Origin of the sequence: Actinoalloteichus sp. AHMU CJ021 (assembly GCF_002895405.1) — a bacterium.
GTDB classification, from domain to species: domain Bacteria; phylum Actinomycetota; class Actinomycetes; order Mycobacteriales; family Pseudonocardiaceae; genus Actinoalloteichus_B; species Actinoalloteichus_B caeruleus.
In genome coordinates this window covers 4,347,831-4,370,308 of record NZ_CP025990.1, presented here as the reverse complement: position 1 = coordinate 4,370,308, position 22,478 = coordinate 4,347,831, and the positions used below count along the sequence as shown (strand labels likewise).

Below are 22,478 nucleotides of genomic sequence, written 5' to 3'. Positions count from 1 at the left end.
TTGATCCCGCAACACCGCCCGTGTTCGCCGAGAGCGTGCGCCGGCTCGGTGCCGGCGGTCACTGCTCGCTGGTGGCCGTCTCCTCGGACTTCTTCTCCTCGCCCTCGGCCGGACCGAACAGCTCGTCCATGTCCACCGCGTTGCCGGACTCGTCGGTGACCGTCGCGTGCCGGACGACCCCGGCCAGCGCCTTGCCCCGCCGCACGTCGGCGTAGATCGCGCCGAGCTGGTTGGACTGCTGGGCCCGCTGCACGTACTCGTCCGGGCTCACGCCGAAGCGCTGCGCCTGGTAGATGATGCGCTGGGTGAGCTCCTCGTCGGAGACGCTGACCTGCTCGGCGTCGGCGATGGTGTCCAGCAGCAGCTGGGTGCGCACCGCCTTCTCCGCCTCCTCACGGGTCTGGGTCTCGAAGCTCTCCAGGTCCTGGCCCTGCTGCTCCAGCCAGGCGGCGAACTGCTTCTCGTCGTGGTCGAACGGGTGCACCGCGTCGTGCTTGCGCACGTCGATCTCGGCCTCGACGACCTTCTCGGGCAGCGGCACCTCCGTGGTGGCCAGCAGCGCCTCCAGGACCTTGTCCCTGGCCTGCATGCCCTGCTGCATCCGCTTGACCCGGGCCACCCGCTCCCGCAGGTCGCCGCGCAGCTCCTCGATGGTGTCGAACTCGCTGGCCAGCTGCGCGAACTCGTCGTCGGGCTCCGGCAGCTCCCGCTGCTTGACCGACTGGAGGACCACGCTGACCTCGGCGTCCCGCCCGGCGTGCTCCCCGGCGACCAGCTTGGTCGTGAAGTTCCTCGTCTCACCCTGCGAGGCGCCGACCAGGGCGTCGTCGATGCCCTCGACGAGCTGACCGGAACCGATCTCGTAGGACAGGCCGGAGGTGGTGGCCTCCTCGACGGGCTGCCCGTCGACCGAGGCCGACAGGTCGATGACGACGAAGTCACCCTGCTGGGCCGGGCGGTCGACGCCGGTGAGGGTACCGAAGCGGGCGCGCAACTCGTCGAGCTGCGAGTCGATGTCGCTCTCCTCGACCTCGACGTCGTCCACGGTCACCGCGAGCTCACCGAACGCGGGCACGGTGATCTCCGGCCGCACGTCGACCTCGGCGGTGAAGGTCAGCTCCTTGCCGTCGTCGAGGTTGGTGACCTCGATCTCCGGACGGCCCAGGGTCCGCACCTCGCCGGAGTTCACGGCCTCCAGGTACTTGGCCGGGATGGCCTCGTTCACGACCTCCTCGAGAACGACGCCCCGACCGATGCGGCTCTCCAGCACCCGGGCCGGGGCCTTGCCCGGCCGGAAGCCGGGGATGCGGACCTGACCCGCGAGCTTGCGGTAGGCACGATCGAAGTCGGGCTTGAGCTCGTCGAACGGCACCTCGACGTTGATCCGTACCCGCGTCGGGCTGAGCTGCTCGACGGTGCTCTTCACGTGATCTCCTTGTGCGTTGCGGTCTCGGCTTGCCTCAGGGCAACGGGCGCCGCGGGAGTCTAGACAGAAATGACTGCCGAGACGCCGTCGGGGCGGCAGGTCAACGGTTCGAGGCCGGGCCGATCCGGCTCGGCGGACCCGGCCCGTTGATCACGTCACCGACCGCGCGCACGGCGCGGCCGGCGGGGCGCCACCCTGACCGACGATTCTAGGCGAGAGCGACCAGCCGGGAGCCCGGGGTGTCCCGGGCGTACGACCCGCGTCGTCACATCGGCGGCGGCTCCAGGTCGCAGTCGGCGCGCTGCCGGCCGATGGCGGCGATCACCTCGGGATGCCGTTCCCCGAGGGAGTCGCGGTAACGGGTCACGGTGTCGGCCTCCAGATCCTTGGCCCGACCCCGGTCACCCCCGTCGAGCAGGTCGATGGCCAGGTTGGACGCGCAGGCCAGGGTGTGGGGGTGGCTCCGGCCCCTCGCTCGCCGCAACTGCTCGAGCGTGCGTTCCCCCAGCAGCACGGCGCCCGGCTGGTCGCCCTCCGCGGCCAGGTCGCTCGACAGGTTCGTGGCGGCCGCCAGCGTGTAGGGGTGTTCCTCGCCCATCACGGTCCCCAGCAGCCCGTGGGTCTTCTCGTTCAGGGCCCTGGCGGCCTTGAGGTCGCCGAGGGCGCGCAGGATGATGGCCAGGTTGACCCCGGCCACCAACGTGTAGGGGTGCTGCTGGCCGAGCTGGCTCTTGCCGTTCTCGTAGGCCAGCCGGGCCTGGTGGACGGCCGCCGTGTAGTCGCGGCTCAACCGGAGGTCGTTGGCGAAGTTGGTGATGGCGGCGATCGTCTCCCGGTTGTTGGGCCCCAGCAGGGTGCGGTGGCGCTCCACGCCCTCCGCGGACAGGCTGAGCGCCCTCGGGTAGTAGCCGGCCTTCCTCGCCGACACCGCCAGCCCCCGGAAGGCGCGCAGCGTCCCCAGGTTGCGGTCGCCGAGCACCCGCCGGTAGTTGTCGAACACCCGCTGCTGGGTGGTGTACGCCCTGGCGTAGAAACCGCACTCCCGGAGATCGTTGGCGACCGCGTTGGCCGAGAACAGGGTCCTCGGGTGGTTCTCGCCGTGGATCTTGCGCCGCCGGGCGAGGGTCTTCTCGTCCCGTTTGCGCGCCTCCTCGAACTCCCCGACCAGCCGCAGCGAGATCGCCAGGTTGTGCCCCGCGAGCAGGGTGTTGTGGTGGTCGCGGTCGAAGGCGTCGGTGAGCTGCCGCAGGGTCTGCTCGTCCAGCTCCCGGGCACCCCGGAAGTCACCCAGCTGCCGGAGGTCCGCGGCGTAGCCCATCGCCGCGTGGATGGCGTGCTCCGGGTACTCCTCGAAGCGGGCCCTGGCCACGTCGAGGAACCGGGCACCCAGTTCCCGGGCCTCGGCCACCCGGCCCGCCGACCGCAGCAGGTTCGAGTAGTGGATGCTCAGCGCCACCACGTCCGCGTGCTCGGCCCCCAGTCTCGGCTCCCACCGCCGCATCGCCCGCTGCCCCAGCTCGATGCCCGGCGCGTTCTCCCCCCGGTGCGCGAAGAAGCTCAGCACGTTGAGCACCATGCGCCGGATCTCGGGGCTGTCGACCCGCTCGACGGCGTCGGAGTGGTCGACGTGCTGGGCGAGTTCCGCGTACCGGGACCACTGCCGCTGGTCGCCAGGGTCACCCGGGTCAGCGACCGCGAGCAGCTCGTGGACCGTGTTCCTGGCCTCCTCCGCCTGCGCGGGGGTGAGCCGGCCTCGTTGCGCGGCCTGCACCATCTGGTGCAACTGGATGGCCGCTCCGCTGGACTCGTCGGTGCCGTGGGAGATCCGGGCCAACGCGTAGTGCCCGATGGCGTCGAGGATGCGGGCCCGCATCAGCGGGTTCCTGATCTGGGAGTGCAGCGGCTCCGGCAGCACCACCAGCGGACGCGGCCGGGACCCGATCATGTCCTCGGGGCTGAACAGCCGCAGCGGCACGCTGATCGGCGCGAAGTAGGCGCCCAACCGCAGCAGTTGTTCGGCGGCGGGCTGCTCCTCGCGCAGCCGGTTCAGCGGGAGGTTCCACACCGCGGCCACCGAGCGGTCGTAGTGGGGCAGCTGGGTGTCCTCGAAGAGCTTCGTGTAGTGCTTGCCGTACAGGTGCAGGAACTCGGGCACCTGCTGCCTGCCGTGCCGGAGCCACCCGGCCGCCAGTTCCAGGGCCAGCGGGTGGTCACCCAGGACCTGCGCGACCCGTTCGGCCTCCATCGTGGACAGGTTCGCGATCCGGTGCAGGAAGTCGACGCTCTCGGGGCGGCTGAAGGCCCCCACCTCGATGAGCTCGCCGACCGTCTCCCAGTCGGGGTTGCGGGAGGTGATCAGCACGTGCCCGGGGCCGTCGGGCACCCACCGCCACAGCTTCGTCGGATCGGTCGCCGCGTCGAAGATGATCAGCCAGCGGCGGAAGGGCTGCCCCCGGCGCAACGCCTCCCGCACCACGGAGACGACCTGGTCGGCCTCCAGCCCCTCGGTGCGGATCTGCATGGGCCCGATCAACTCGGCCAGGTCGTTCTTCGCCGTCGCCACGTTCTCGGCGCGCACGCACCACACGAGGTCGTAGTCGGCGCGGAACCGGTGGGCGTACTCGAAGGCGAGCTGGGTCTTCCCGACGGCCGGCATGCCGTGCAGCACGGCCGGCTGCCGGGTCAACGGCTGCCGTCGTAACTGGACGCGGAGGGAGGCGAGCGCCTCCTCCCTGCCGGTGAACCGGCCGTGTGGCCGGGGGATGTGCCGACCCCACACCAGCGGCTGGTTGCCGGGGAAACGGGTCAACGCCTCAGCGGTGATCTTGCGGATCAGGGAGGGACGTTCCTCCACCCGGTCGGAGTCGGGAAGCCCGGCGAGCAGCCGTTCCCGCGCGCCCGCCTCGTCGACGTCCCGCAGGTCGATGTAGACGAAGGGCCGGCTCACCTCGGGGATCTCGCTGGGTGCCACCAGCGCGAGCATCAGCCTGTCCAGGTGGGGCGCGGCCTCGTTCACCGCGGTGTCCCACTGCTCCGCGGTCCAGTCGCTGGCCTGGAAGAACGCGTCGCTCAGGACGGCGATCGTCAGGTCGTTGCCGGTCAGCCCCTTGCGCAGCAGCTCCGACAGGTCCGCCTCCGGCGCCGGAGCCCAGGTCACCAGCTCGACCGCGTACCCAGCGGGTTCGAGCTGCTGGCGGATCCACTCCGCCCACAACTGGTCGGCGCTGGCGTGGGAGATCAGCACCGACCGCGGCGGAAGTCCACCTGGCAGCACGTTCGGCCGGCCGGGGAAGTTGTCATTCGGACCCATGATCCCCATCGCCCTTCAGCTGGCACCCGGTAGTGAGCAGGTACAGGCTAGTCGCCCAAAGGCCGCCACCCTCCCATGTCGAGCGGTTCGTCGTACCCGGGTCCGGGCCGACCCTCGAATAACCAGCGTGCCACGGATATCGGGTCGGCGACGCCGTCGCACAATTGCCTGATGCGGAGGTAAACCGCGTGGACCAACTCCGGACGGCACAGCAGCCACTCCGCGAGCCCCGGATCACCCGACCGCCGCTCGACCAAACCGAGCCCGACCCAGGCGTCCCGATGGCGGGGACTGTCCAGCAGGCGATTCCGGTAGCCGAGTTTCGCCGCGTCGTCCTCCCCTGCTATATCGGCAAGTTCCACCCGAAGTATCGCATCCCGCGCCATACCGTTGCCGTCCTGTGACCGAGAAAGCCGGCGCGCGACGAGATCGGGGTCCCGCACGGCCGCCCTCCGCAGACCGGCACGGGGGCTGTCGGGGCCCAGCGGGGGTGGGCACAGTTCGGTTTCCGGTGTCAACCTCGCCGGTGCCGGGCCGCCCGCCGCCCATTCCTCGGCCAGGTTGTTGACGAATACGGGATCGGCGCGGAGATTCCGCAACCTCCACTGCGCGCGGTGTTCGGCGGCGGCGTCGATCGCCAGGGCACGCTCGCGGACGGGAATCGGTTCCGCGCGCCAGCGGGACAACCGGCGTGACATCGTCGTGAGGAAATGCCGTCCGGCGGGGTTGAGCGCCGGCGAGGTGGCGAGCACCCGGGCGGCGAAATGCGTCTGGATGAGCCACAGCGCGAACTCGAAGTGCGCGGTCGCCCGCTCCGCGTCGTCCCCGCTCTGCCACCGCTGCCGCCGCCAGAAATCGGCGACCGCGAGATGGGCGTAGACACCCTGCAACAGCGCGCCGGCCGGCCGAGGATCGTTGCGCCACGGCGCGTAGTAGCGGGCCGGGTCGTTCCCGTCGGCGAGCGGCACGAGGTCGAGGAGCGCGCTCAGCTTGGAATGCTGGAACTCGTGCACCAACACGGCGCCCAACTGCGCGGCGTCGGCCGGGAGGGAGAGGGCGACCGAGCCGAAGGCGTCGCTGTGGGTGGCGCTGCGGTTGCCACCCACTCGCCTCGCCATCGGCACCAGGGCCCGCAGTCCCGCCGCCAACTCGCGGGAGGACTCCGGGTGGTGCCGCTCCAACAGGTGCCAGCAGCGCTCCACCAGGTCCCGCCAGTCGCGCTCCTGGCCCTCCTCCAGGTGGTGGGCGGTCGCCAGATCGCCCCCGCCCCGGAACGGGTCCACATCGTCCAGCAGCACGCGCAGGCTGAGCCGACCGCTGACGGCGATCCTGCTGATCGGACGCCACCCCGGCGCGGCCTTCCCCAGGTCGGTGGGCAGGGTCACGACGGCACCGCCGAACCACACCCGCACCCGAAGTCCCGAGGTGCCCCCCTCCGCCCGGACCAACGCCGGCGGCGGGGCCACCGGGTCGGACATCCCGGGGTCCTCCCCACGGACGTCGGTCGAGGCGCCCGGGGTGGGCTCCGGCGCGAGGACCACGCCGAGCGTGGGGAGCACCAGGCGCCCCTCCACCAGCGGGACCGCGATCTCGAAGGGTTCGGCGGCTCGGATCGCGGCACTGGCGGCCAGGGCCGCCAGGTACCAGGAATCGTCCCGCACGTGGCGCCGGCCCCCCGCCTCCACGACGCTCCGCAGGCACCGTGTCGCCCACACCCCCACCTGCGGCTGGCCGAGGAGGTCCCGGACCACGTCAGGGCGGTTCCGCTCGACCCTCACCAGCAGGGGGAACGCCTCGGCGAGCCATCCCCGGCCCGGCTCGCCCGAGGGGGTGTGTTCGAGGAGGCCGCGCAGCAGCAACAGGTGCCGGCTCAGGCGGGCATCCCGCAGCAGCGTGACGGCCGCCGCGCCGCCCCGCCCCTCGGCGAGCGCGTCGAAGGACTCCGCGGGCAGCTGATGGGTGCGGCTCACCTCGCACCCGCCCGGAGCCTGGCCAGGTCCGCGCGCACGCGCCGGCTGACGTGGTCCACCAGGATTCGCAGGTCCGCGCAGTACACGGACGGGTTCAGGAAACCCTCGCCAGCCCGGTACCGGTGCGCGTACAACCCACCTCCGCAGACCGCCACCACCGGACAGCTCCGGCAGGTGGGGGACAGGCCCGCCAGTCCCAACTGCCGGGCCACCACGGCGGGATGGTCCATCGCCTCCTCCAACCCGTCCGCGACGGTCAGCCCCGTCGCCGCGGCCCCGTCGAAGGCGGACCGCAGGGAGTCCACCTGTTCGAGCGACCCGTCGGTGTCGACCACCACGAAGGCGACCGGGGCGAGCCCCACCGCCTCCGACCTGCTCCGGCCGCCCAACAGCAGGTTGACCAGTTCCTCGAACAGCCGGACCCTGGTCTCCCGTCGCGGCGCCCCGTACCACCGGTCGTAGACGGCCATCAGCCACCGGGCGTAGTTCCCGTCCGGCACCCGGCCCGGTGGGGGCGGGGTCGTCCAGTTCCCGTGCGGCAGGAGGAAATCCACCGCCGGCGGGGAGTAGGACAGGAGGTGCTCGTAGACCTCCACCGGGTCGTTGTCCAGGTCGACGACGGCGAGCAGTCCCGCGAACAACTCGGGGTGGGCGGCGGTCAGGCGTCGGATCCCGGCCGCGGCCGCCGCGTGACTTCCGCCGCCGCCCCGGCGGCGCCGGTGCCGGTCGTGCGCGTCGGCGCCGCCGTCCAGGCTGACGCCGACCCGGACCCGGTGTTCGGCGAGCACCCCCACGACCTCGTCGGTCAACAGCACCCCGTTGGTCTGGATGGCGAACCCGATGCGGGCGACCGGCTCCACGGACGCCCGCAGCACCCGGAGGACCCGGTCGAGCGCCACCGGGCCGACCAGGAGTGGTTCACCTCCGTGCAGGGTGATGCGGACGTCCGCCAGGTCATGCCGCCGCGCGTGCTCCGCGACCCGGTCGGCCACCACCCGGACCGTCTCCTGGCTCATCACGGCCGGAGTCCGGCGCCAGGACGTGTCGGCCATCTCGTAGAGGTAGCAGTAGTCGCAGGCCAGGTTGCAGCGCCCGTGCACCTTGAGCACGAACCGGGAGAACGGCAGACGTGGCTGGCCACGCTCACGCAGTCCCGCGACATCCAGGCCCCCCGGCCATTCCCGACCGGAGCCCGGGCGGTCGTCGCCTCCCGCCCGCCGTGGCTCGCCCCCACTCCCCGCGGTCACGGCAGGGCCCCTCATCCCGAGTCCAGCGGCGGCCCCGGGGGCTCGTTGTCGAAGTCGGCCAGCACCTGGCGGGGGGACGCGATCTCCCGCAGGACCCGCCGCAGCGAATTCACCAGCACCGAATCATCGGCCTCACACAAATGGTCCAGCCGAATGTCGGTGAGGTCCGCGAGGCCGGAATCGAGACGGGCGTCAGTCTCCCACACGGTCCACCCTCCTGACCCCACCGAAAACGGGACGGAGGGACGACCCGGTGGGTAGAATACCGGCCAGCGCGGTGAGGGCCGGGGTGGTGGGACGGTATCGGTCGTAGGCCACGAGGGACATTCTCGACGAACGAACCACGACAATCGCCGTGGCGACGTTGTTGCTGACCATGACAACTCCCCGACGTATGCAACGCCATTATCGCCATAACGTCGTCCGCTGACAACCAAGGTTGCCAGCGGGCAATCACACTGCGTACCCGGGAGCGGTCGGACGGTCACACCGTGCGGACCAGTGCGTCGTTTGTTGCCCGGTTCGGCCGAACCGGAACTGACCCGAAAACCGGCGGCCGATACGTCGCCCGACCGACCTCGGGTAACCCCCACCGTCACCCGGAACCGGGGTGGATACGCCCGATCAGACCAACTCGCCGAGTTCCCGTCGGATTTCTTCCGTTTCCGGGTGATTCGTCCCCAGCAGCCGCACCCGAATCTCCAGGACCTCGGTCAGCTCCCCCACCCCAGCCGACCGTTCGCCGGACTGGTACAGCGAACGAGCACGATAAATCCGGCACCGCAGGGTCTCCTCGGCTTCCGGGCCGAGCAATTGGGCGAAGGCCCCGGCGGCGTCCGAGAGCAGATCGATGGCCGATTCGAAGTAGCGCAGGCGCATCGCGAAGCGCCCGGCGGTGAACAGCCGCTTCGGGTACTCCTGCTCGCCCGGCCTCGTCGCCCTGGCCGCGCGCCGCCACGCGTCGTAGGAGTCGGCCAGGTCGGTCTCCAGGCCCGTGCTCTCCGCCTGGTCGCCCAGCACACCCGCCAGCTTGGCGAGCACGTCGGCGTGGGCCGGTCCCTCCGGGTCGAGGTCCTCCAGCACGGCCCGGTACAGCGTGGCCGCCTCGGCGAGCTCCCCGAGCTCCCCGATCAGCAGGAAACGCCGGTGCAGCACGTCGGCGAGCGACTCCCGGTAGACCCGGGCACGCGAGTCGTCCTCGGGCGTGGCGTCGAGGGCGGACCGGCCGGCGCGGGCCGCGTCGTCCAGGTAGTCGGGGATCTGGGACAGCGTGTAGCGGGCGAACAGCGCCGTGCTGAGCCGGTGCAGCAACGTGGCCTCGTCCTGTTCGCGGCCGCCGCCGACCCGCAGCGCCTCCTGGTAGAAGCGGATCGACTCGTCCAGCGAGCCGGCGCGCCCGAAACGCTGGTAGCGCAGCAGCAGCCCCCCGGCGAGCCCGACCAGGGACCGGAAGCGGCCGTTGCGGTCCAGCGCGAAGAACTGGAGCGAGTCGCGGAACGCCGTGATCGCCTTGTCCAGCTCGTCGGAGGTGCCGGACCTGCGGAAGGAGGCCAACGCGTCCTCCGCCTGCTCCAACAACGCGCGGTGGTGGTCCCGGTCGTGCCGGAGGCTGCTCGGGTTCTCCCCTCGCAGACTGGTGGCCAGCTGACCGTGCACCCGCCGCAACACCGAGACCGAGACGTAGGCGAACGGGCTGCCGAACACCCGTTGGCCGTTCTGCGGCCGACCCGGCATCGCCAGGGTCGCGCTGAACTCCCTGGGGCTGATCCCGAAGTGGTCCTCCAGGAAGTGCGACAGGGCCTCCAGGACGGCCTGCTGCCCCGATCTGCTCAACATCGACAGCAGCACCTCGCGCACCCCGGGCAGGAACTGGTAGTGCACGTCGGTGGTGGGCCCCACCGGGACGGCGGACTCCTCGGCCGGCATCGCCGAGGACAGCGTCACCAGGCCCCCGGTCAGCACCTCGGAGAGGTGGAACGGCCGGGACTCCGGCATCATCACCCGCTGCACCAGCCGGATGACCGAGAGGTCCAGGGGAACCGCGGAGAGGTAGGTCGCCAGTTGGAAGGCCTCCGGGCTCGCGGCGGCCCTGAAGGACCACACCCGTTCCAGGGGCGACGCCGGGAGGTACCGCCGCTGCCGTTGGACCGGGCTCGTCGAGGGACGCGTCGCGGGCAGCCCGAGCACCGCGCAGTCCATCGTGGCGCTCCCCCGACCCGCCACCAGCCTGGCCCAGGGCCCCAGCCACTCCGGCCCGAGCTGGAGGACGGGGATGCTGGTCGCGCGGGTGCTCCTGCGCCGGTCGGCCAACGACCGCCGCGCCCGGAACCGGAACCGGCGGCGTCCCCGCCCGAAGGTCGCCGCCGACATGCGGCCGCTCACCGGCCGGACGCCCGTCCGCCGCCACAGGTGCTGGGGCAGCGGTTGGAAGACGGACACCGGGCCGCTGCGGGAGAGCTCCGCGAGCCCCCGCCCGATCACCCCGCTGTCCCACCCCTCGCCGACGCAGTCGCTGACCACGATCACCACGCGCCGCCCGGCCGGGTCGAGCAGCTCCGGCAGCGGACGCAGCCGCGTGCTGTCCCGGCGGTCAGAGCTGCTCTGCGAGACCTCACCGTCCTCGGTGCTGTGCAGGTAACGCACCCGCACGTCCCGGAACGCCCCGAGGCACTGCAACAGGCTGGCCAGCTCGGAGACCAACGCCTTCCAGATCACCATGGAGGCGCCGGTGTCGACGAGCAGCACCACGTCGAACCACCGTTCGGGCACGGGCCGGAACACCGGCCTCCACACCTGGGTCCTGGCTATCCAGGCGACCGTGCCCTCCTCGTCGAGCTGCTGGGTCCGCCCCGCGACCAGGCGTCTCTTGAACGCGCGCAACTGGCGGATCAGCTCGAGCTGGTCGGGGAGCGCGCTCACGGCGGGCACGCGGATGTTGTGGCCCCTGGCCTCGGTGCTGGGGCGTTCCTCGGTCAGCCCGTTCGAGTACAGGCCGTACCGCCAGTCGTCCCCGACCTCGTTGCCGTCCCTGCCGTCCACGCCCCGGCCGTCCTCGGCCGGCGGCCGGTAGGGCGCCGGCCACCCCTCCGGCTCGGCGGCCTCCTGCTTGGCCGGTCGGGTCACCCGGACCGTCGAACCGCCGGTCGGGCCCCCCAGGTGCCGGGCGAGCCACAGCGCCTCGGCCACCTCACGGTAGGTGGGTTCCAGGCCGAGGTCGTCCAGGACCTTGATCAGACGGCGCATGCTCATGGCGTCAGGTGGTGTCGACGAACCGGAGGATCTGGTCCGCGAGCCGCTCGCGGGTCTCGCCCCGTTCCTGGGCCGCGTAGGAGGTCAGGTAGATGGCGCTCAGGAGCTGGTCCGTGGTCAACGTGCCGTCGGCCCGCCGAGCCAGGAACCGCTCCACGAGGTCCTGGCTCTCCTCGTACATCTCGGGCCCCAGTTGCGACTCCACCATGCTGGCGAGCTGCTCGGGCCCCGGCTCGCGGAGCTCGACCCGGATGCACCGCCTCAGGAACGCCGGGGGGAAGTCCCGTTCACCGTTGCTGGTGAGCACGACGAAGGGGAAGGCCCGGCAGCGCACCTGCCCCCGGTGGATCTCCGCCTGCCGCTCGCTCCCGGACACCGCGACCGACACGGCGGGCTGGGTGGCGGCGATCCGCTGGAGCACCGGGACCGTGTACTCCCCGTTCTCGAAGACGTGGAGCAGGTCGTTGGGCAGGTCGATGTCGCTCTTGTCGATCTCGTCGATGAGCAGCACCCTGGGCCGTTCGTAGGGCAGCAACGCGGTGCCCAGCGGTCCCAGGCGGATGTAGCGGCCGATGTCCAGCGGCTCGGTGGCGTCGGGAAGGTGCCGACGCAGGTTCGCCTCCTCGAGCCGGGCCATGGCGTCGTAGCTGAACAGGCCCTGCTCGATGGTCGAGCGGCTGGTGATCGACCAGGTCAGGACGGGGCCGAGGCGGAGTTCGCTCGCGATGGAGTAGGCCAGGGTGGACTTCCCGATGCCGGGTTTCCCGGTGACAAGCAGGGGCCGGCGGAGGTACAGGGCGGAGTTCACGAGCTCCAGCTCGTCGCCGTAGGGCCGGTACACCCTGGCCCTGGCGACGTCACCCAGCCGACGCGCGACCGAGGGGTCGTCGGCGTCGGGCACGGGAAGCGGGGGACCACCGTCGAAGTACCGCCACGGGGGCGGTTCGGGCAGCCGTTCGATGCCCTCGTGCGGCTGCCCGCTGCCGCGGAAGATCAACCAGTCGTCCACGTCACTGCTTCCTCTCACGAAGGTGAGGCCAACGGGTACTCGTCGGGCGGACGCCGTTCCGGATCCTCCCAGAGCAGCACCACCTGGTGGCCGGGGTGATCATCGTCCGCCCCCGGTTGGGTGGCCATGTTGCGCAGGTCCCGCACCTTCCACGGCAGGTCCGTCACGCCGACGCCCTGGAGGCTCCTGTCGAGCGTGTCCAGGAACCGGGTACCCGCGCACGACTCCCCTGTCCCACTTCTAGGTGAGTCCGAGTAGTGCAGATCACACAGGTCGCGCCGCCAGAGCAGCACGGGCACGCCCGCGAAGAGCCCCTCGACGATGACCTCCCCCGTGGACGGTTCGGTCGGGGGGTTGGCCAGGGCGAGGGCCGTCTGACCGGCGGGGAGCTGGAAGAGCCCCGCCCAGGCCTCCCGTTCCCGGTCGTCCCGGCACCGGACCAGGGTCAGGGGGACCGGACCGGTGAGGTCCCGCAGGTACTCCCACCGGGCGGCGCTGTCCTCCCGCCGGGTCTCCTCCTCGTCCTGCCAGTTGTCCAGCGACCGCAGGACGACGGCGTGCCGCTGGCCGAGCCGGGTGGCGGTCTGCTCCGGCCACAGCTGCCAGCGGTCGATCGGCTCGTTGAGCAGTTCGAGGGGGAGGACGAACTCGACGATCGCGTGCCGCTCCCCCAAGCGGCGCAACGCCTTCGGCAGTTCGTCCTGGATCCGCTGCCACAGCCCCGGTTCGGGGCGTGGGGTCGTCTCCCGGAACTGGGTGTCCCACTGGCCCGGCCCCCGGTACAACCAGAGCGTGAACAGGTACTGGTCGGGGTCGTGGGCACTGGGCACCACCTCCGCCAGCACCGAGGAGGTGCGCCGCAGGTTGGGGGACGGTCCGCTCTCGCTGCCGAGGTGCTCGTCGAGGACCGCCTTCTGGTCGAACATCACCGCGAGGCGGCGGAGGTTCTCCCGGAGCAGCACCTGGAGCACCGGGTCGTGGCACCGGTCGAGCAACGCCGCCAGGAACCGCAGGACCGGGTGCAACTGCCCGCCCAGCGGCAGGTTCGCCAGGACCTGCACGGTGTCGTGGTAGTCCAACAGCTCGATGTTGAGCGAGGGGACCTGCGGGTAGGCGGCGTGGTGGAAGACCGCGTTGACGTCCTCCACCCGGTCGAGCCGGGCCAGGATGCCCAGCAGGGCCGCCTCGTCGGCCGGGTTGATCAACGGGGGCGGCGAGACGTCCTGGCGCTGCTGGGTCAGCAGCTGGGTGCGCAACGAGGTCCACGGGCCCTCGTCGGCGTGGAACAGGTCGTGCGCCCGCCAGATCGATCGGAGCAGGTCGCCGGGAAGTCGGCGGAGCGCCGCCACCGGCAGGGCCAGTCCCCCGTGGGGTTGGTTGGCGTTGCGGTTGGTGCGGACCAGTCCCAGCACCTCCCCCGTCCGCATGTCGAGGAGGGGGCTGCCCGACATCCCGCTCGGGATCTCGTCCCCGCTGACCCGCAGCAACGGCTGGTTCTGGAGATCGGTGAACCCGGAGTAGGTCAGCCGCGCCGAACTCAGGTGGGGTTCGTCGCTGTAGATGGTGGCGTACCCCTCGACATGCGCGGAGCCCTCGAGACCGGGGCGCTGCTCGCCGAGGAACACGCGGTCACCGAGGAAGACGCACCCGGGGACCGAGGTGGTGTCCTCGATCTCGATCACGGCGAGGTCGGGGTACTGGGTGAGCCCGGCGCTGGTCAGGTGGTCGGGGGCCTCCGGGTCGGCGAACACCACCGTGCCGTGGAGGGATCCGGCGGGCCACGTCACCGTCACGGGCCCACGCCGCCACCCCACCACGTGGGAGCAGGTGAGCACGTACCCGGGCGCGACGAAGAAGCCGGTGCCGCCCTCGATGTCGTCGCCCTCGACGAGTACGACGCAGTCGGCGAGCTTCCGGCTCAGCTCGCCCGTCTTGGATCCACCGTGGAACATGGCGGCGCTACTCCGGCCGTGTCCACGTCACGAGGTCACTCTCCCGCCGAACCGTCCTCAGCGGCATCGTCCTGGCCACCGTCCGGCTCCTCCGCATCATCCCCGTCGTCTCCGTCCGCCTCGGCTCCTCGGCCCCGGGTCGACTTCGACCAGCCCAGCGCGACCTTCACCGTCGCCTTGGCGCCCGCGTCGGTCAGGACGCTGACGATCTTGCCGGCACTGACGGACAGTTCCAGGCCGAACTCGACGGTGACGGTGTCCGGCCTGACCCGGACGAGACCCCGCTGAACGCTCTCGGCCACTCCCTGGATCGTCTCGGCGAGCCCTTCGACGGAGGGGATGACCTTGCGGAAGCCGACGTCGGAAGGCCCGCGGTCGGCCGAGGACACCCGGGCCCAGATCTCCTGCCCGCTGGGCAGGCGCATCCTCACCAACTCAGACACAGGCGTCTCCTTCGACGAGCGGCCCCCACACCACCCCAGCCAACTCTAATGAGGACCCGGAGGCCGCCGGTACCGCAGTGCGGGTGGAACAGCGGGGGGACGGCGCAGTAGGACGGCTACTCCGCGTGTCGGACCCACCGCGTCTCCCTGGTCCTTCCGGGGCATGGGACCCGCCGGCCGGCGGCGTTCGCCTGGCGGGCCACCACCAGCCGCACCGAGCGGGCCGATGCGTGCGGCCAGCCGGGTGAGGCCCCGCCACTCCCCCGCGCCGCACGCTCCCGAGGCCGCCCTCCGCGACGCGGGCGCGGCCACCCGGTGCCACCCCGAGGACCGCGGGCGGCGGCGATGTCGAGCGGCGGTTCGGCGAGCGGACACGCGCCGCCCAGCGGGGAGTCCGGTGACCGGCCGGTTCGGCTGGGGGGCCGGTGGCGCCTCCAGCAGGCCGGCTGGAACGAGAGAAGGCCCGCGGTCCGTCGCTCCACGGATCGCGGGCCCTGGCCGTCGGGGTGGCGGGATTTGAACCCACGACCCCTCGCACCCAAAGCGAGTGCGCTACCAAACTGCGCCACACCCCGGCCGCACCGTCGTCCGGTGCCACTGGAGCATAGCGCGCGGCGAGGGCCCGGCGGTGGCCGGCTGCCAGAGCGCGCACCGACCCCGTCGACGGGATCGCGTCCGCCACCGCCACGCTGGTCCACGACCGGATCCGGGGCGCCGCGAGGGGTGCGACGACGATCGGCTAGACTTCCCGCACGACGACCTGGACACCAGGCTCGCGGGTGTAGCTCAATGGTAGAGCCCCAGCCTTCCAAGCTGGTTATGCGGGTTCGATTCCCGTCACCCGCTCCACACGACGGTGGCGCCATCCGTACGGATGGCGCCACCGTTCGTTCGGTGGTGTCCTCGCCGACGGGCCGCCCGCCTGGTCGCCCGGCGCTGGGTCCGGGCCGGGGAGGGCCGGGAGCTCGGCCGCTCAGGCTGATTCGGGGACCGTCGGGTCCCAACGCTCCAGCCCCACGTGCGACAGGCGTTCCCGGGTGCGGTCGACCGCGCCCCGCAACTGGTCCCGGCCGAGTTCGAGGAACCGGCGGGGAACCGAACCCACCGGATCGCGCGCCTCGATGTCGGCGCTCCACTGGTCGAACGTCCGCCGTTCGCCGTTGGGCCCCACGGTCAGCTCGCAGTACCAGAGAGCGTCCCTCGTGGGCCCGGGCTCGTCGGGGAACTCCGCGAGCTCGTCCGCCAGCCCCCGCAGCCCGGCCTCCACCGCCGCTCCCCGGTGGTGGGCGACCAGGCCGCACAGCCGAGGGTGCGCCCCGAGGTCACGCAGGTGACGCGCCCCGTCGACGGGCGGGAAGCCGGTGTCGACCAGATCAGGCGCGTAGCCGATGCAGTGCAGGACGGCCGCGGCCACGAGCAGGCCGTGGTCCGGCTTGTAGAGGTCCGCGATCTGCACCGCGCGCACGCCCACCGCCTGGGCGTGCCGCCACCGGCCGGGCGCCGTCGTGGCCAACCGGTCGCGCGCCACCCCGTGCGCCCACCTGACCTGCTCCATGACACGACGGTAACCAAGGAAACCTGTCCGTAACAGCTTTTCCGTGACGGGCCGGTGACGCGCGGGAGAACCACCGGGGCCCTGGGCCCCGAGGGCCGCCTCGGCGGGGGCTGGGCAGCCGGGAGTCACCGAGGACGAGCGGCGGTGGCCCATCACCCCTTCGGCGACTCCCGACGATCCCCGGCTGCCCTACTCGGCCAGGGCGCGCGCACCCGCGATGTGCGTCGGCGTCACCCGGACCACGACTTCGCCGGGAGTCGCGTTCCGCCGCCCGTACTCCTCGGCGACCTCGGCTCCCACGTACCGCGCCGCGATCGCGGTCGCCCACCGCCGGACGGCGTCCAGGTCGTCGTCCACCCGCGCCGTACCGTCGACGGTCAGGAAGTGGTACGGGGGCAGCTCGTAGTCGAAGCACAGCGAGACGCGCCCGTCCCTGGCGATCGTCCGCCCCTTGACACTGCTCGCCGAGGTCGTGAAGACGACGTCGTCGCCGTCCAGTGCCACCCAGACCGGGGCGACGTGTGGAGACCCGTCCTTGCGGACGGTGGCCACCTTGGCGGTCTTCGCCGGCTCCTCGGCGACGAAGTCCCGCCACCAGGTCCTCGGGTCGTCTCGCTCTGCCATGACCGGAGCGTAGGCAGCATCGCGCCACCTCGCCGCTCGGAGGAGGAGGAGGAGCGGCCTCAGCTCCCCCGCACCCCGCCGACCCGCTCCGCGCCGGGCGCGGAGGGGGCGGGGACGAGCCCGTCGACCGCCGCCAGCACGGCGGACCACGGGATGGCCGGGTCCTCGGCCTCGGCGCTGACCAGGCGCACCCCGGCGGACCGCAGCACCGCGAGGTGGCCGGCCCAGGCCGGGTGCCTCACCTGCGACGGCCCCACCCTCGGGCTCAGCACCAGCGGTACCCCGGCGCCGAGCGCCTCGCCCACCTTCGTCAGCGCCAGGTTGTCGGCAACGCCCAACGCCAGTTTGGCGACGGTGTTGGCAGTCGCGGGAGCCACCGCCCAGCAGTCCGGGCTGGGCCCCGGGCTCGGCTCGCTCGGGAGCCTCCCCCGCCACCGGACGGGGAAACCGGTGACCCGGCCGACCCTTTCCAGGTCTCCCGACTCCCGCCACCAGCTCGCCGCGGTGGGGGTCACCGTCACCGCCACCCGCCACCCCGAGGCCTGGGCCGGGAGGATCATGCCCTCCAGCACGGTCGAGCAGCCCTCGGCCGCGCAGCACACCAGCCCCAGCGTTCGCCCGTCACCCATGCCCCCACTATCGCCCTCCCCCGTCGGGGCCCCGCCGAGGGGGGACGCCACGCTCGGTGGCGGTCCCACCGCCGAGGACGGGAACGTTCACCCGAGCGGCGGAGTCGGTCCGTCCGTCGTCGGACGCGGGTAGACCACGGCCTCCTCGGTCCTCGGTTCCACCCAGAACCGGGCGTCGACCCGCACACCCAGGTCCGCGACGGCGCCGGTGGGGAGGGAGACCCGGAGGTCGGGAGGGCCTTCGACCGAGACCAGGACCCGGTCCACCTGGGACTCCAGGCCGACGACCCGCACGGGCCAGGACCGCCCCTCGTCGGCCGGCGCCACGGCGCGCAGGCGCAGCGCGGCCGGGGGGAACGCGACGAGGACATTCCCGACGGGGGCGCCCGGGAGGGTGAGAGCGCAGCCGTCGAGGGCGACGCGGTCGCCACCCAGGCCCCGACCCGGGACGAGGTTCACCCCGACCAGGTCGGCAACGTAGCGGCTGGCGGGACGGGTGGCGATCTCGCGGGGCGCACCGCACTGCACGACCCGCCCCTCCTCCAACACCACCACCTGGTCGGCCAGGACCATCGCGTCCAGCGGATCGTGGGTCACCAGGACGGCGACTCCCCCGAAGTCGTCGAGGTGCCGGCGGAGCTCGGTCCGGATCCGCATCCTGGTGCCCGCGTCGAGCGCGGCCAACGGTTCGTCCAACAACAGGAGTCGTGGTTCGGTCGCCAGTGCCCTGGCCAGGGCCACCCGCTGCGCCTGGCCGCCCGACAACCGCCGGGGGCGCCTGCCCGCCAGGTCCCCCAGCCCCACCCGGTCCAGCCACTCCTGGGCCACCTGTCGCGACCGCGCCCGGGACAGACCTCGGCACCGGGGCCCGAAGGCGACGTTGTCCAGGGCGGTGAGGTGCGGGAAGAGCAGGTAGTCCTGGAACACCACGCCCACCGGTCGCCGTTCGGGCGGCAGCAGAACCCCGGCGGTGGGATCGTCGTACACCGTCCCGTCGAGCACCACCCGACCGGCGTCGAGGGGGAGGAGACCGGCGAGGACACGCAGCAACGTGGACTTCCCCGCGCCGTTGGGCCCGAGCAGGGCGGTGACCGTGCCGGCCGGTGCGGACACGGCCGCGGACAACGTGAAGTCCCCGGCCCGGGTCACGCGGACGTCGGCGGACAGCGTCACCTCGACGCACCTCCCATCCAACGCTCGCGGAGCAGCGCCAGCACCGCGACCGACACGAGCAGCAGGACGAGGCTGAGCACGATCGCGGCCTCCGGGTTGGACTCCATCGCCAGGTAGACGGCCAGCGGCATGGTCTGCGTGCGGCCGGGGAAGTTGCCCGCGAAGGTGATCGTCGCGCCGAACTCCCCGAGGGCCCGGGTCCACGCGAGGACCGCACCGGCCGCGACGCCCGGCGCCACCAGCGGCAGTGTCACCCGGCGGAAGGTGACCCAGCGGGAGGCGCCCAGCGTGGCGGCGGCCTCGTCGAGCCGGACGTCGGCGGCGCGCAACGCACCCTCCACGGACACGACGAGGAACGGCATGGCCACGAAGGTCCCGGCGAGAACCACCGCGCCGGTGGTGAACGGGAGGGACACCCCGAACCACTCGTGCAGGTGTTCCCCCACCAGGCCACGCCGACCGAAGACCACCAGCAGGGCGACGCCACCCACGACGGGTGGGAGCACCAGCGGAACCGTCACCAGGGCTCGCACCAGCCGTTTCCCGGGGAAGGTCGACCGGGCGAGCAGCCACGCCAGCGGAACCCCGAGCAGCAGGCTGAGCGCGGTGGCGGCGGTCGCGCACACCAGGGACAGCCGCAGCGCGCCGAGCACCTCCGGGCTGCCCAGCTGCGCGGGCAACTCCCCCCACGGCGCCCGCAGGACCAGTCCGAGCAGGGGAACCAGCAGGAACGCCAGTCCGAACAGGGCGGGCACGAGGAGGAGCGCCGGGGCCACCGCGCCGGCCCTGCGGGGCCGTGCCCCACCCCGCTCCGCCGTCCCCCGCCGGGGAGCGCCGGCCGGTGGGCCGCTCACGGGACGTCGAACCCGGCGGTCCGCAGCACGTCCTCGGCGGCCGGGGACCGCAGGTAGTCGACGAAGGCGGAGGCGAGGTCGGCGTCGGATGCCTCGGCGAGGGCCGCGAGCGGGTAGTCGTTGACGACCCGCTCGGACTCGGGGAAGTCCACCCCCCGCACCTCGTCACCCGCGACGAGGACATCCGTCCGGTACACCAGCGCCGCGTCCACCTCACCGAGTCTGACCTTGGTGAGGGTGGCGCGCACGTCCCGTTCGTAGGTGTCGGGCTTGGCATCGATGCCCGCCAGTTCAAGCACCTCCCGCGCGGCGCCGCCGCAGGGGACCGCCGGCGCGCAGAGCGCGATGACCTTGTCCGGATCGGCGAAGTCGGCGAGGCCGATCACCCCGCCCGGGTTCCCGGACGGCACCACGATCTGGAGCCGGTTGGCCGCGAAGATCACGGGGGGCTCGGCCACCAGGTCGAGGTCGACCACCTGGTCCATGGGCTCGGGGCTGGCCGAGGCGAACACGTCGGCGGGCGCCCCGGCCGCGATCTGCTGGGCCAACGCGGAACTCGCCGCGAAGTTGAAGTCGATGCTCGTGCCCGGGTGGCCACGTTCGAACTCCGCTCCGAGTTCGGTGAGGACCTCGGTCAGGGACGCCGCCGCGAACACCACCGCGGACCGGGAGGTCTCCCCGACCTGGGCGACGTCCTGGTCGGGGGCCGAGCAGGCCGCCACCGCCAGCCCGGACACCAGGGCCACCGCGACGGGTGTCCGCCAGGCCCGACCGGTCCCACCCGCTCGTCGCCGCACCCGTCTCCCCCTCCTGCGCGATCCACCGGCCAACCCCCACTGTAGTTCCGCATTCGCGGAACCAGTACCGGGTATTCGCCCGCATCCGCGTCACTGGGCGGGGGAAGGGGCAGCGGGACAGGGACGAAGGCGTTACCGGGCGCGGGTCACGACGGGCGCGAGATCCGGCCTCGGCTCGTCCAGCGGCTCGACCTGCCACTGCCAGCGCCCGACCGCGTCCACGCCGGGGATGTCAGCCCGGCCGGTCGACCAGAGCAGGACGTGCCACGAGTCGACCGACCAGCCCTCCTCGGGGATCTGCGGGGACAGCCGTCCCAGCAGGCGACGGGCCACGTCGACCGGGGCCCGGTAGTCCAACCCGAGACCAAGCGCGAGGTCGTACCCGTGCAGCACCAGCTCCGCGACCCCGACCGCGAGCAGCCCCTCGGCATCGGCTCGGCCGTCGGCGCAGGCTCCCCGTGCCCCCGGTGGCGCGGTGCGGAAGGCGGCCGTGAGCAGCGCGGCGCTGGCCCGGATGACCTCCACGAGCTGGGCGGCGGTCGCGCCGTCCTCGGCCCGGAGCCAGCAGGCCAGCTGCTCGTGGCTCCGCCCGGCCAGGGTGACGGCGGAGAAGAACAGGTCGTCGGCGACGTGTTCCGCCGTGGCGTGGCACGTCCAGTCCAGCCCGGCGGCGCGCACCTCGCGCCACTCCCGGTCCGTGGCGGCGGCGAGCACGGCCAGCACCCCCTCTGCCGCCCTGTCCAGGTCCTCGGCGGTGACCGGGTCGCGTCGCGCTGGTTCGGAGTGGGCCACCCCGGCAGTATCGACGGGAGCACCGACGTTCCCGGCCGCCCCGGCGGTGTGGCGGCCGCCGCGCGCTGGCGTGGGACCGGGCCTCCGGGGGGCAACGGGGGCACGCCGGCGCCGGGTACACGAGGGGAGCAGCCATGACCAGCGAGCTGAGCGTCCGCGAGCTCACCGACGACGACTTCACGGAGAACCTCGCCGTCCTCGTCTCCGCGTTCCTGAAGGACCCCGACCCCGACCGCGAACCGCTGCTGCGGCGGGTGCTGGAGCTGGAACGCCACCACGGCGTCTTCGACGGCGCCGAGCAGGTGGGCAGTTGCGGTGTCATGACCAGGACCCTCACCGTGCCGGGCGGGGAACCCTGACCGCTGGCCGCCATCACCCACGTGGGGGTGAAGCCGGGCCACCGCCGCCGCGGCATCATGCGCATGATGATGCGCGCGCAGCTCCACGCGCTGCACGAGGCCGGCGCGGAGCCGGTGGCGGGACTGGAGGCGTCCGAGGCGGGCATCTACGGGCGCTACGGCTACGCGCCCGCCACCGAGTGGGCCGACATCCGGGTACCGAGGGGTGCGGAGTTCCGGGCCGACGTCGACACCGGCCCGGACCCGGTGCGGGAGGCGCCGAGGGAGGACGCGCTGCCCCGGCTGCGGGAGCTCCACGACCGGGCCGCCGGCCGCGTGGGGTGGCTGGACCGCGGTGCCCCGGTCTGGGACCTCTGGCTGGCCGACACCCCCCGTGCCGACCGGACCGCCTACCGCTTCGCCACGCACCCCCGGGGGTACGCCGTGTACCGCCTGCTCCACGGCGAGGGCAGGCGGGAGGCCAGGGCGCGGGTGGAGGTGCTGGAGATCCAGTCCCTGGACGCCGTGGCCGCCGCGGCGCTGTGGCGCTACCTGCTCGACATCGACCTGGTCAGCGAGGTCCAGTGGTTCGGCGCCGCCGTGGACGACCCGATCCGGTGGTTCCTCGCCGACCCCCGGCGAGCCCGGGTCGAGGTGGAGGACGCGCTGTGGCTGCGGATCGTCGACCTCGACCGCGCCCTGCCGGCCCGCGCCTACGCCGCCGAGGCCGACGTGGTGTTCCAGGTCTCGGACCGGCTGTGCCCCTGGAACGCGGGGCGGTGGCGGATGGCGGTGGACGCCGACGGGCGAGCCGAGGTGCGCCGCACCGACGCCGAGCCCGCGCTTTCGCTGGACATCAGCGCTCTCGCCGCCGCCTACCTCGGCGGGACCACGCTGACCGCGCTGGCCGCCGCGGGCCTCGTCTCCGAGCACCGGAGGGGCTCGGTGCGGGCCCTGACCCGCGCCTTCCTCGCCGATCGGTCCCCGCACTGCCTCATCGACTTCTGAACCCTGCCGGGCCTCCGGGGCGGCGGGTCCCCGCGGACGGTCGAGCGCGGCCCAGCCCAGCCCCGCGAGGTCGTTCGGACGCACGTCCCCTTCGGGGCGCGG

The 22,478-nt window shown here is 72.7% G+C and carries 16 protein-coding genes, 2 tRNA genes and 1 pseudogene; 2 read left to right on the top strand and 17 right to left on the bottom strand.

The genetic code is table 11. The annotated features are described in order from the left end of the window. Positions 1-58 precede the first annotated feature (58 nt). The 10 genes from tig to C1701_RS18415 all read right to left on the bottom strand — a co-directional run bounded on the left by tig (position 59) and on the right by C1701_RS18415 (position 15,181). Positions 59-1,426: a trigger factor gene (gene tig / locus C1701_RS18460; RefSeq protein ID WP_026418511.1), complete on the bottom strand. Its 1,368-nt coding sequence runs from the start codon at positions 1,424-1,426 to the stop codon at positions 59-61. Positions 1,427-1,691: 265 nt separating this feature from the next. After that, positions 1,692-4,736, bottom strand: a complete 3,045-nt coding sequence (gene fxsT / locus C1701_RS18455) for an FxSxx-COOH system tetratricopeptide repeat protein (protein WP_162147297.1) — start codon at positions 4,734-4,736, stop codon at positions 1,692-1,694. Between the two features lie 47 nt (positions 4,737-4,783). Next, positions 4,784-6,706 (bottom strand): HEXXH motif domain-containing protein, encoded by a 1,923-nt coding sequence (locus C1701_RS18450; protein WP_337661814.1) that lies wholly within the window; start codon positions 6,704-6,706, stop codon positions 4,784-4,786. Continuing rightward, positions 6,703-7,953 (bottom strand): FxsB family cyclophane-forming radical SAM/SPASM peptide maturase, encoded by a 1,251-nt coding sequence (locus C1701_RS18445; protein WP_245588763.1) that lies wholly within the window; start codon positions 7,951-7,953, stop codon positions 6,703-6,705. The genes C1701_RS18450 and C1701_RS18445 overlap by 4 nt, the downstream gene beginning before the upstream one ends. Before the next feature lie 11 nt (positions 7,954-7,964). Further along, positions 7,965-8,159 carry a hypothetical protein gene (locus C1701_RS18440; protein WP_026418514.1) on the bottom strand — a complete coding sequence of 65 codons (195 nt, stop codon included), beginning with the start codon at positions 8,157-8,159 and terminating at the stop codon, positions 7,965-7,967. A gap of 418 nt (positions 8,160-8,577) precedes the next feature. Next, positions 8,578-11,202, bottom strand: coding sequence for an SAV_2336 N-terminal domain-related protein (locus C1701_RS18435; RefSeq protein ID WP_026418515.1), 2,625 nt, complete (start codon positions 11,200-11,202; stop codon positions 8,578-8,580). 4 nt (positions 11,203-11,206) lie between these two features. Then, the gene (locus C1701_RS18430) at positions 11,207-12,229 is read right to left on the bottom strand and encodes an AAA family ATPase (RefSeq protein ID WP_245588764.1); all 1,023 of its coding nucleotides are present in this window, start codon (positions 12,227-12,229) and stop codon (positions 11,207-11,209) included. Continuing rightward, a complete protein-coding gene (locus C1701_RS18425; protein WP_103056335.1) occupies positions 12,226-14,163 on the bottom strand; it encodes a VMAP-C domain-containing protein in 1,938 nt (645 codons plus the stop codon). Before C1701_RS18425 ends, C1701_RS18430 begins: the two co-directional genes overlap by 4 nt. A gap of 35 nt (positions 14,164-14,198) precedes the next feature. Continuing rightward, positions 14,199-14,606, bottom strand: coding sequence for a CU044_2847 family protein (locus tag C1701_RS18420; RefSeq protein ID WP_155886095.1), 408 nt, complete (start codon positions 14,604-14,606; stop codon positions 14,199-14,201). A 501-nt stretch (positions 14,607-15,107) separates the two neighbouring features. Then, positions 15,108-15,181, bottom strand: a tRNA-Pro gene (locus C1701_RS18415). A 200-nt stretch (positions 15,182-15,381) separates the two neighbouring features. Between C1701_RS18415 and C1701_RS18410 the strand changes: the two genes are divergently transcribed. Beyond that, positions 15,382-15,455, top strand: a tRNA-Gly gene (locus C1701_RS18410). Between the two features lie 124 nt (positions 15,456-15,579). On the opposite strand, the gene C1701_RS18405 is transcribed toward C1701_RS18410, so the two are convergent. From C1701_RS18405 to C1701_RS18375, 7 genes are all read right to left on the bottom strand, one after another. Then, the gene (locus tag C1701_RS18405; protein WP_337661813.1) at positions 15,580-16,161 is read right to left on the bottom strand and encodes a phosphohydrolase; all 582 of its coding nucleotides are present in this window, start codon (positions 16,159-16,161) and stop codon (positions 15,580-15,582) included. 189 nt (positions 16,162-16,350) lie between these two features. Continuing rightward, positions 16,351-16,785: a PPOX class F420-dependent oxidoreductase gene (locus tag C1701_RS18400; protein WP_026418518.1), complete on the bottom strand. Its 435-nt coding sequence runs from the start codon at positions 16,783-16,785 to the stop codon at positions 16,351-16,353. 59 nt (positions 16,786-16,844) lie between these two features. Continuing rightward, on the bottom strand, positions 16,845-17,414 hold the full coding sequence (locus C1701_RS18395; RefSeq protein WP_103056334.1) for a flavoprotein: 570 nt from the start codon (positions 17,412-17,414) through the stop codon (positions 16,845-16,847). A gap of 87 nt (positions 17,415-17,501) precedes the next feature. Next, complete coding sequence (locus C1701_RS18390; protein ID WP_103056333.1) at positions 17,502-18,587, bottom strand: ABC transporter ATP-binding protein; 1,086 nt, start codon at positions 18,585-18,587, stop codon at positions 17,502-17,504. Continuing rightward, the gene (gene modB, locus C1701_RS18385) at positions 18,584-19,441 is read right to left on the bottom strand and encodes a molybdate ABC transporter permease subunit (protein ID WP_026418521.1); all 858 of its coding nucleotides are present in this window, start codon (positions 19,439-19,441) and stop codon (positions 18,584-18,586) included. The genes C1701_RS18390 and modB overlap by 4 nt, the downstream gene beginning before the upstream one ends. Then, positions 19,438-20,238 carry a molybdate ABC transporter substrate-binding protein gene (modA, locus tag C1701_RS18380; RefSeq protein ID WP_103056332.1) on the bottom strand — a complete coding sequence of 267 codons (801 nt, stop codon included), beginning with the start codon at positions 20,236-20,238 and terminating at the stop codon, positions 19,438-19,440. Before modA ends, modB begins: the two co-directional genes overlap by 4 nt. A 132-nt stretch (positions 20,239-20,370) precedes the next feature. Beyond that, entirely contained in the window at positions 20,371-21,030 is a 660-nt protein-coding gene (locus C1701_RS18375; protein ID WP_103056331.1) for a hypothetical protein, read from the bottom strand. Between the two features lie 134 nt (positions 21,031-21,164). On the opposite strand from C1701_RS18375, the pseudogene C1701_RS18365 reads away from it, so the two are divergent. Continuing rightward, positions 21,165-22,376 (top strand): annotated as a pseudogene (locus C1701_RS18365) (GNAT family N-acetyltransferase). Positions 22,377-22,478: the final 102 nt, after the last annotated feature.

Excerpts from the sequence above, each read along its gene's own strand:
- C1701_RS18435 (WP_026418515.1), bottom strand. The coding sequence starts at position 11,202 with ATGAGCATGCGCCGTCTGATCAAGGTCCTGGACGACCTCGGCCTGGAA.
- C1701_RS18395 (WP_103056334.1), bottom strand. The coding sequence starts at position 17,414 with ATGGGTGACGGGCGAACGCTGGGGCTGGTGTGCTGCGCGGCCGAGGGC.
- C1701_RS18425 (WP_103056335.1), bottom strand. The coding sequence starts at position 14,163 with ATGTTCCACGGTGGATCCAAGACGGGCGAGCTGAGCCGGAAGCTCGCC.
- C1701_RS18405 (WP_337661813.1), bottom strand. The coding sequence starts at position 16,161 with ATGGAGCAGGTCAGGTGGGCGCACGGGGTGGCGCGCGACCGGTTGGCC.
- C1701_RS18400 (WP_026418518.1), bottom strand. The coding sequence starts at position 16,785 with ATGGCAGAGCGAGACGACCCGAGGACCTGGTGGCGGGACTTCGTCGCC.
- fxsT (WP_162147297.1), bottom strand. The coding sequence starts at position 4,736 with ATGGGTCCGAATGACAACTTCCCCGGCCGGCCGAACGTGCTGCCAGGT.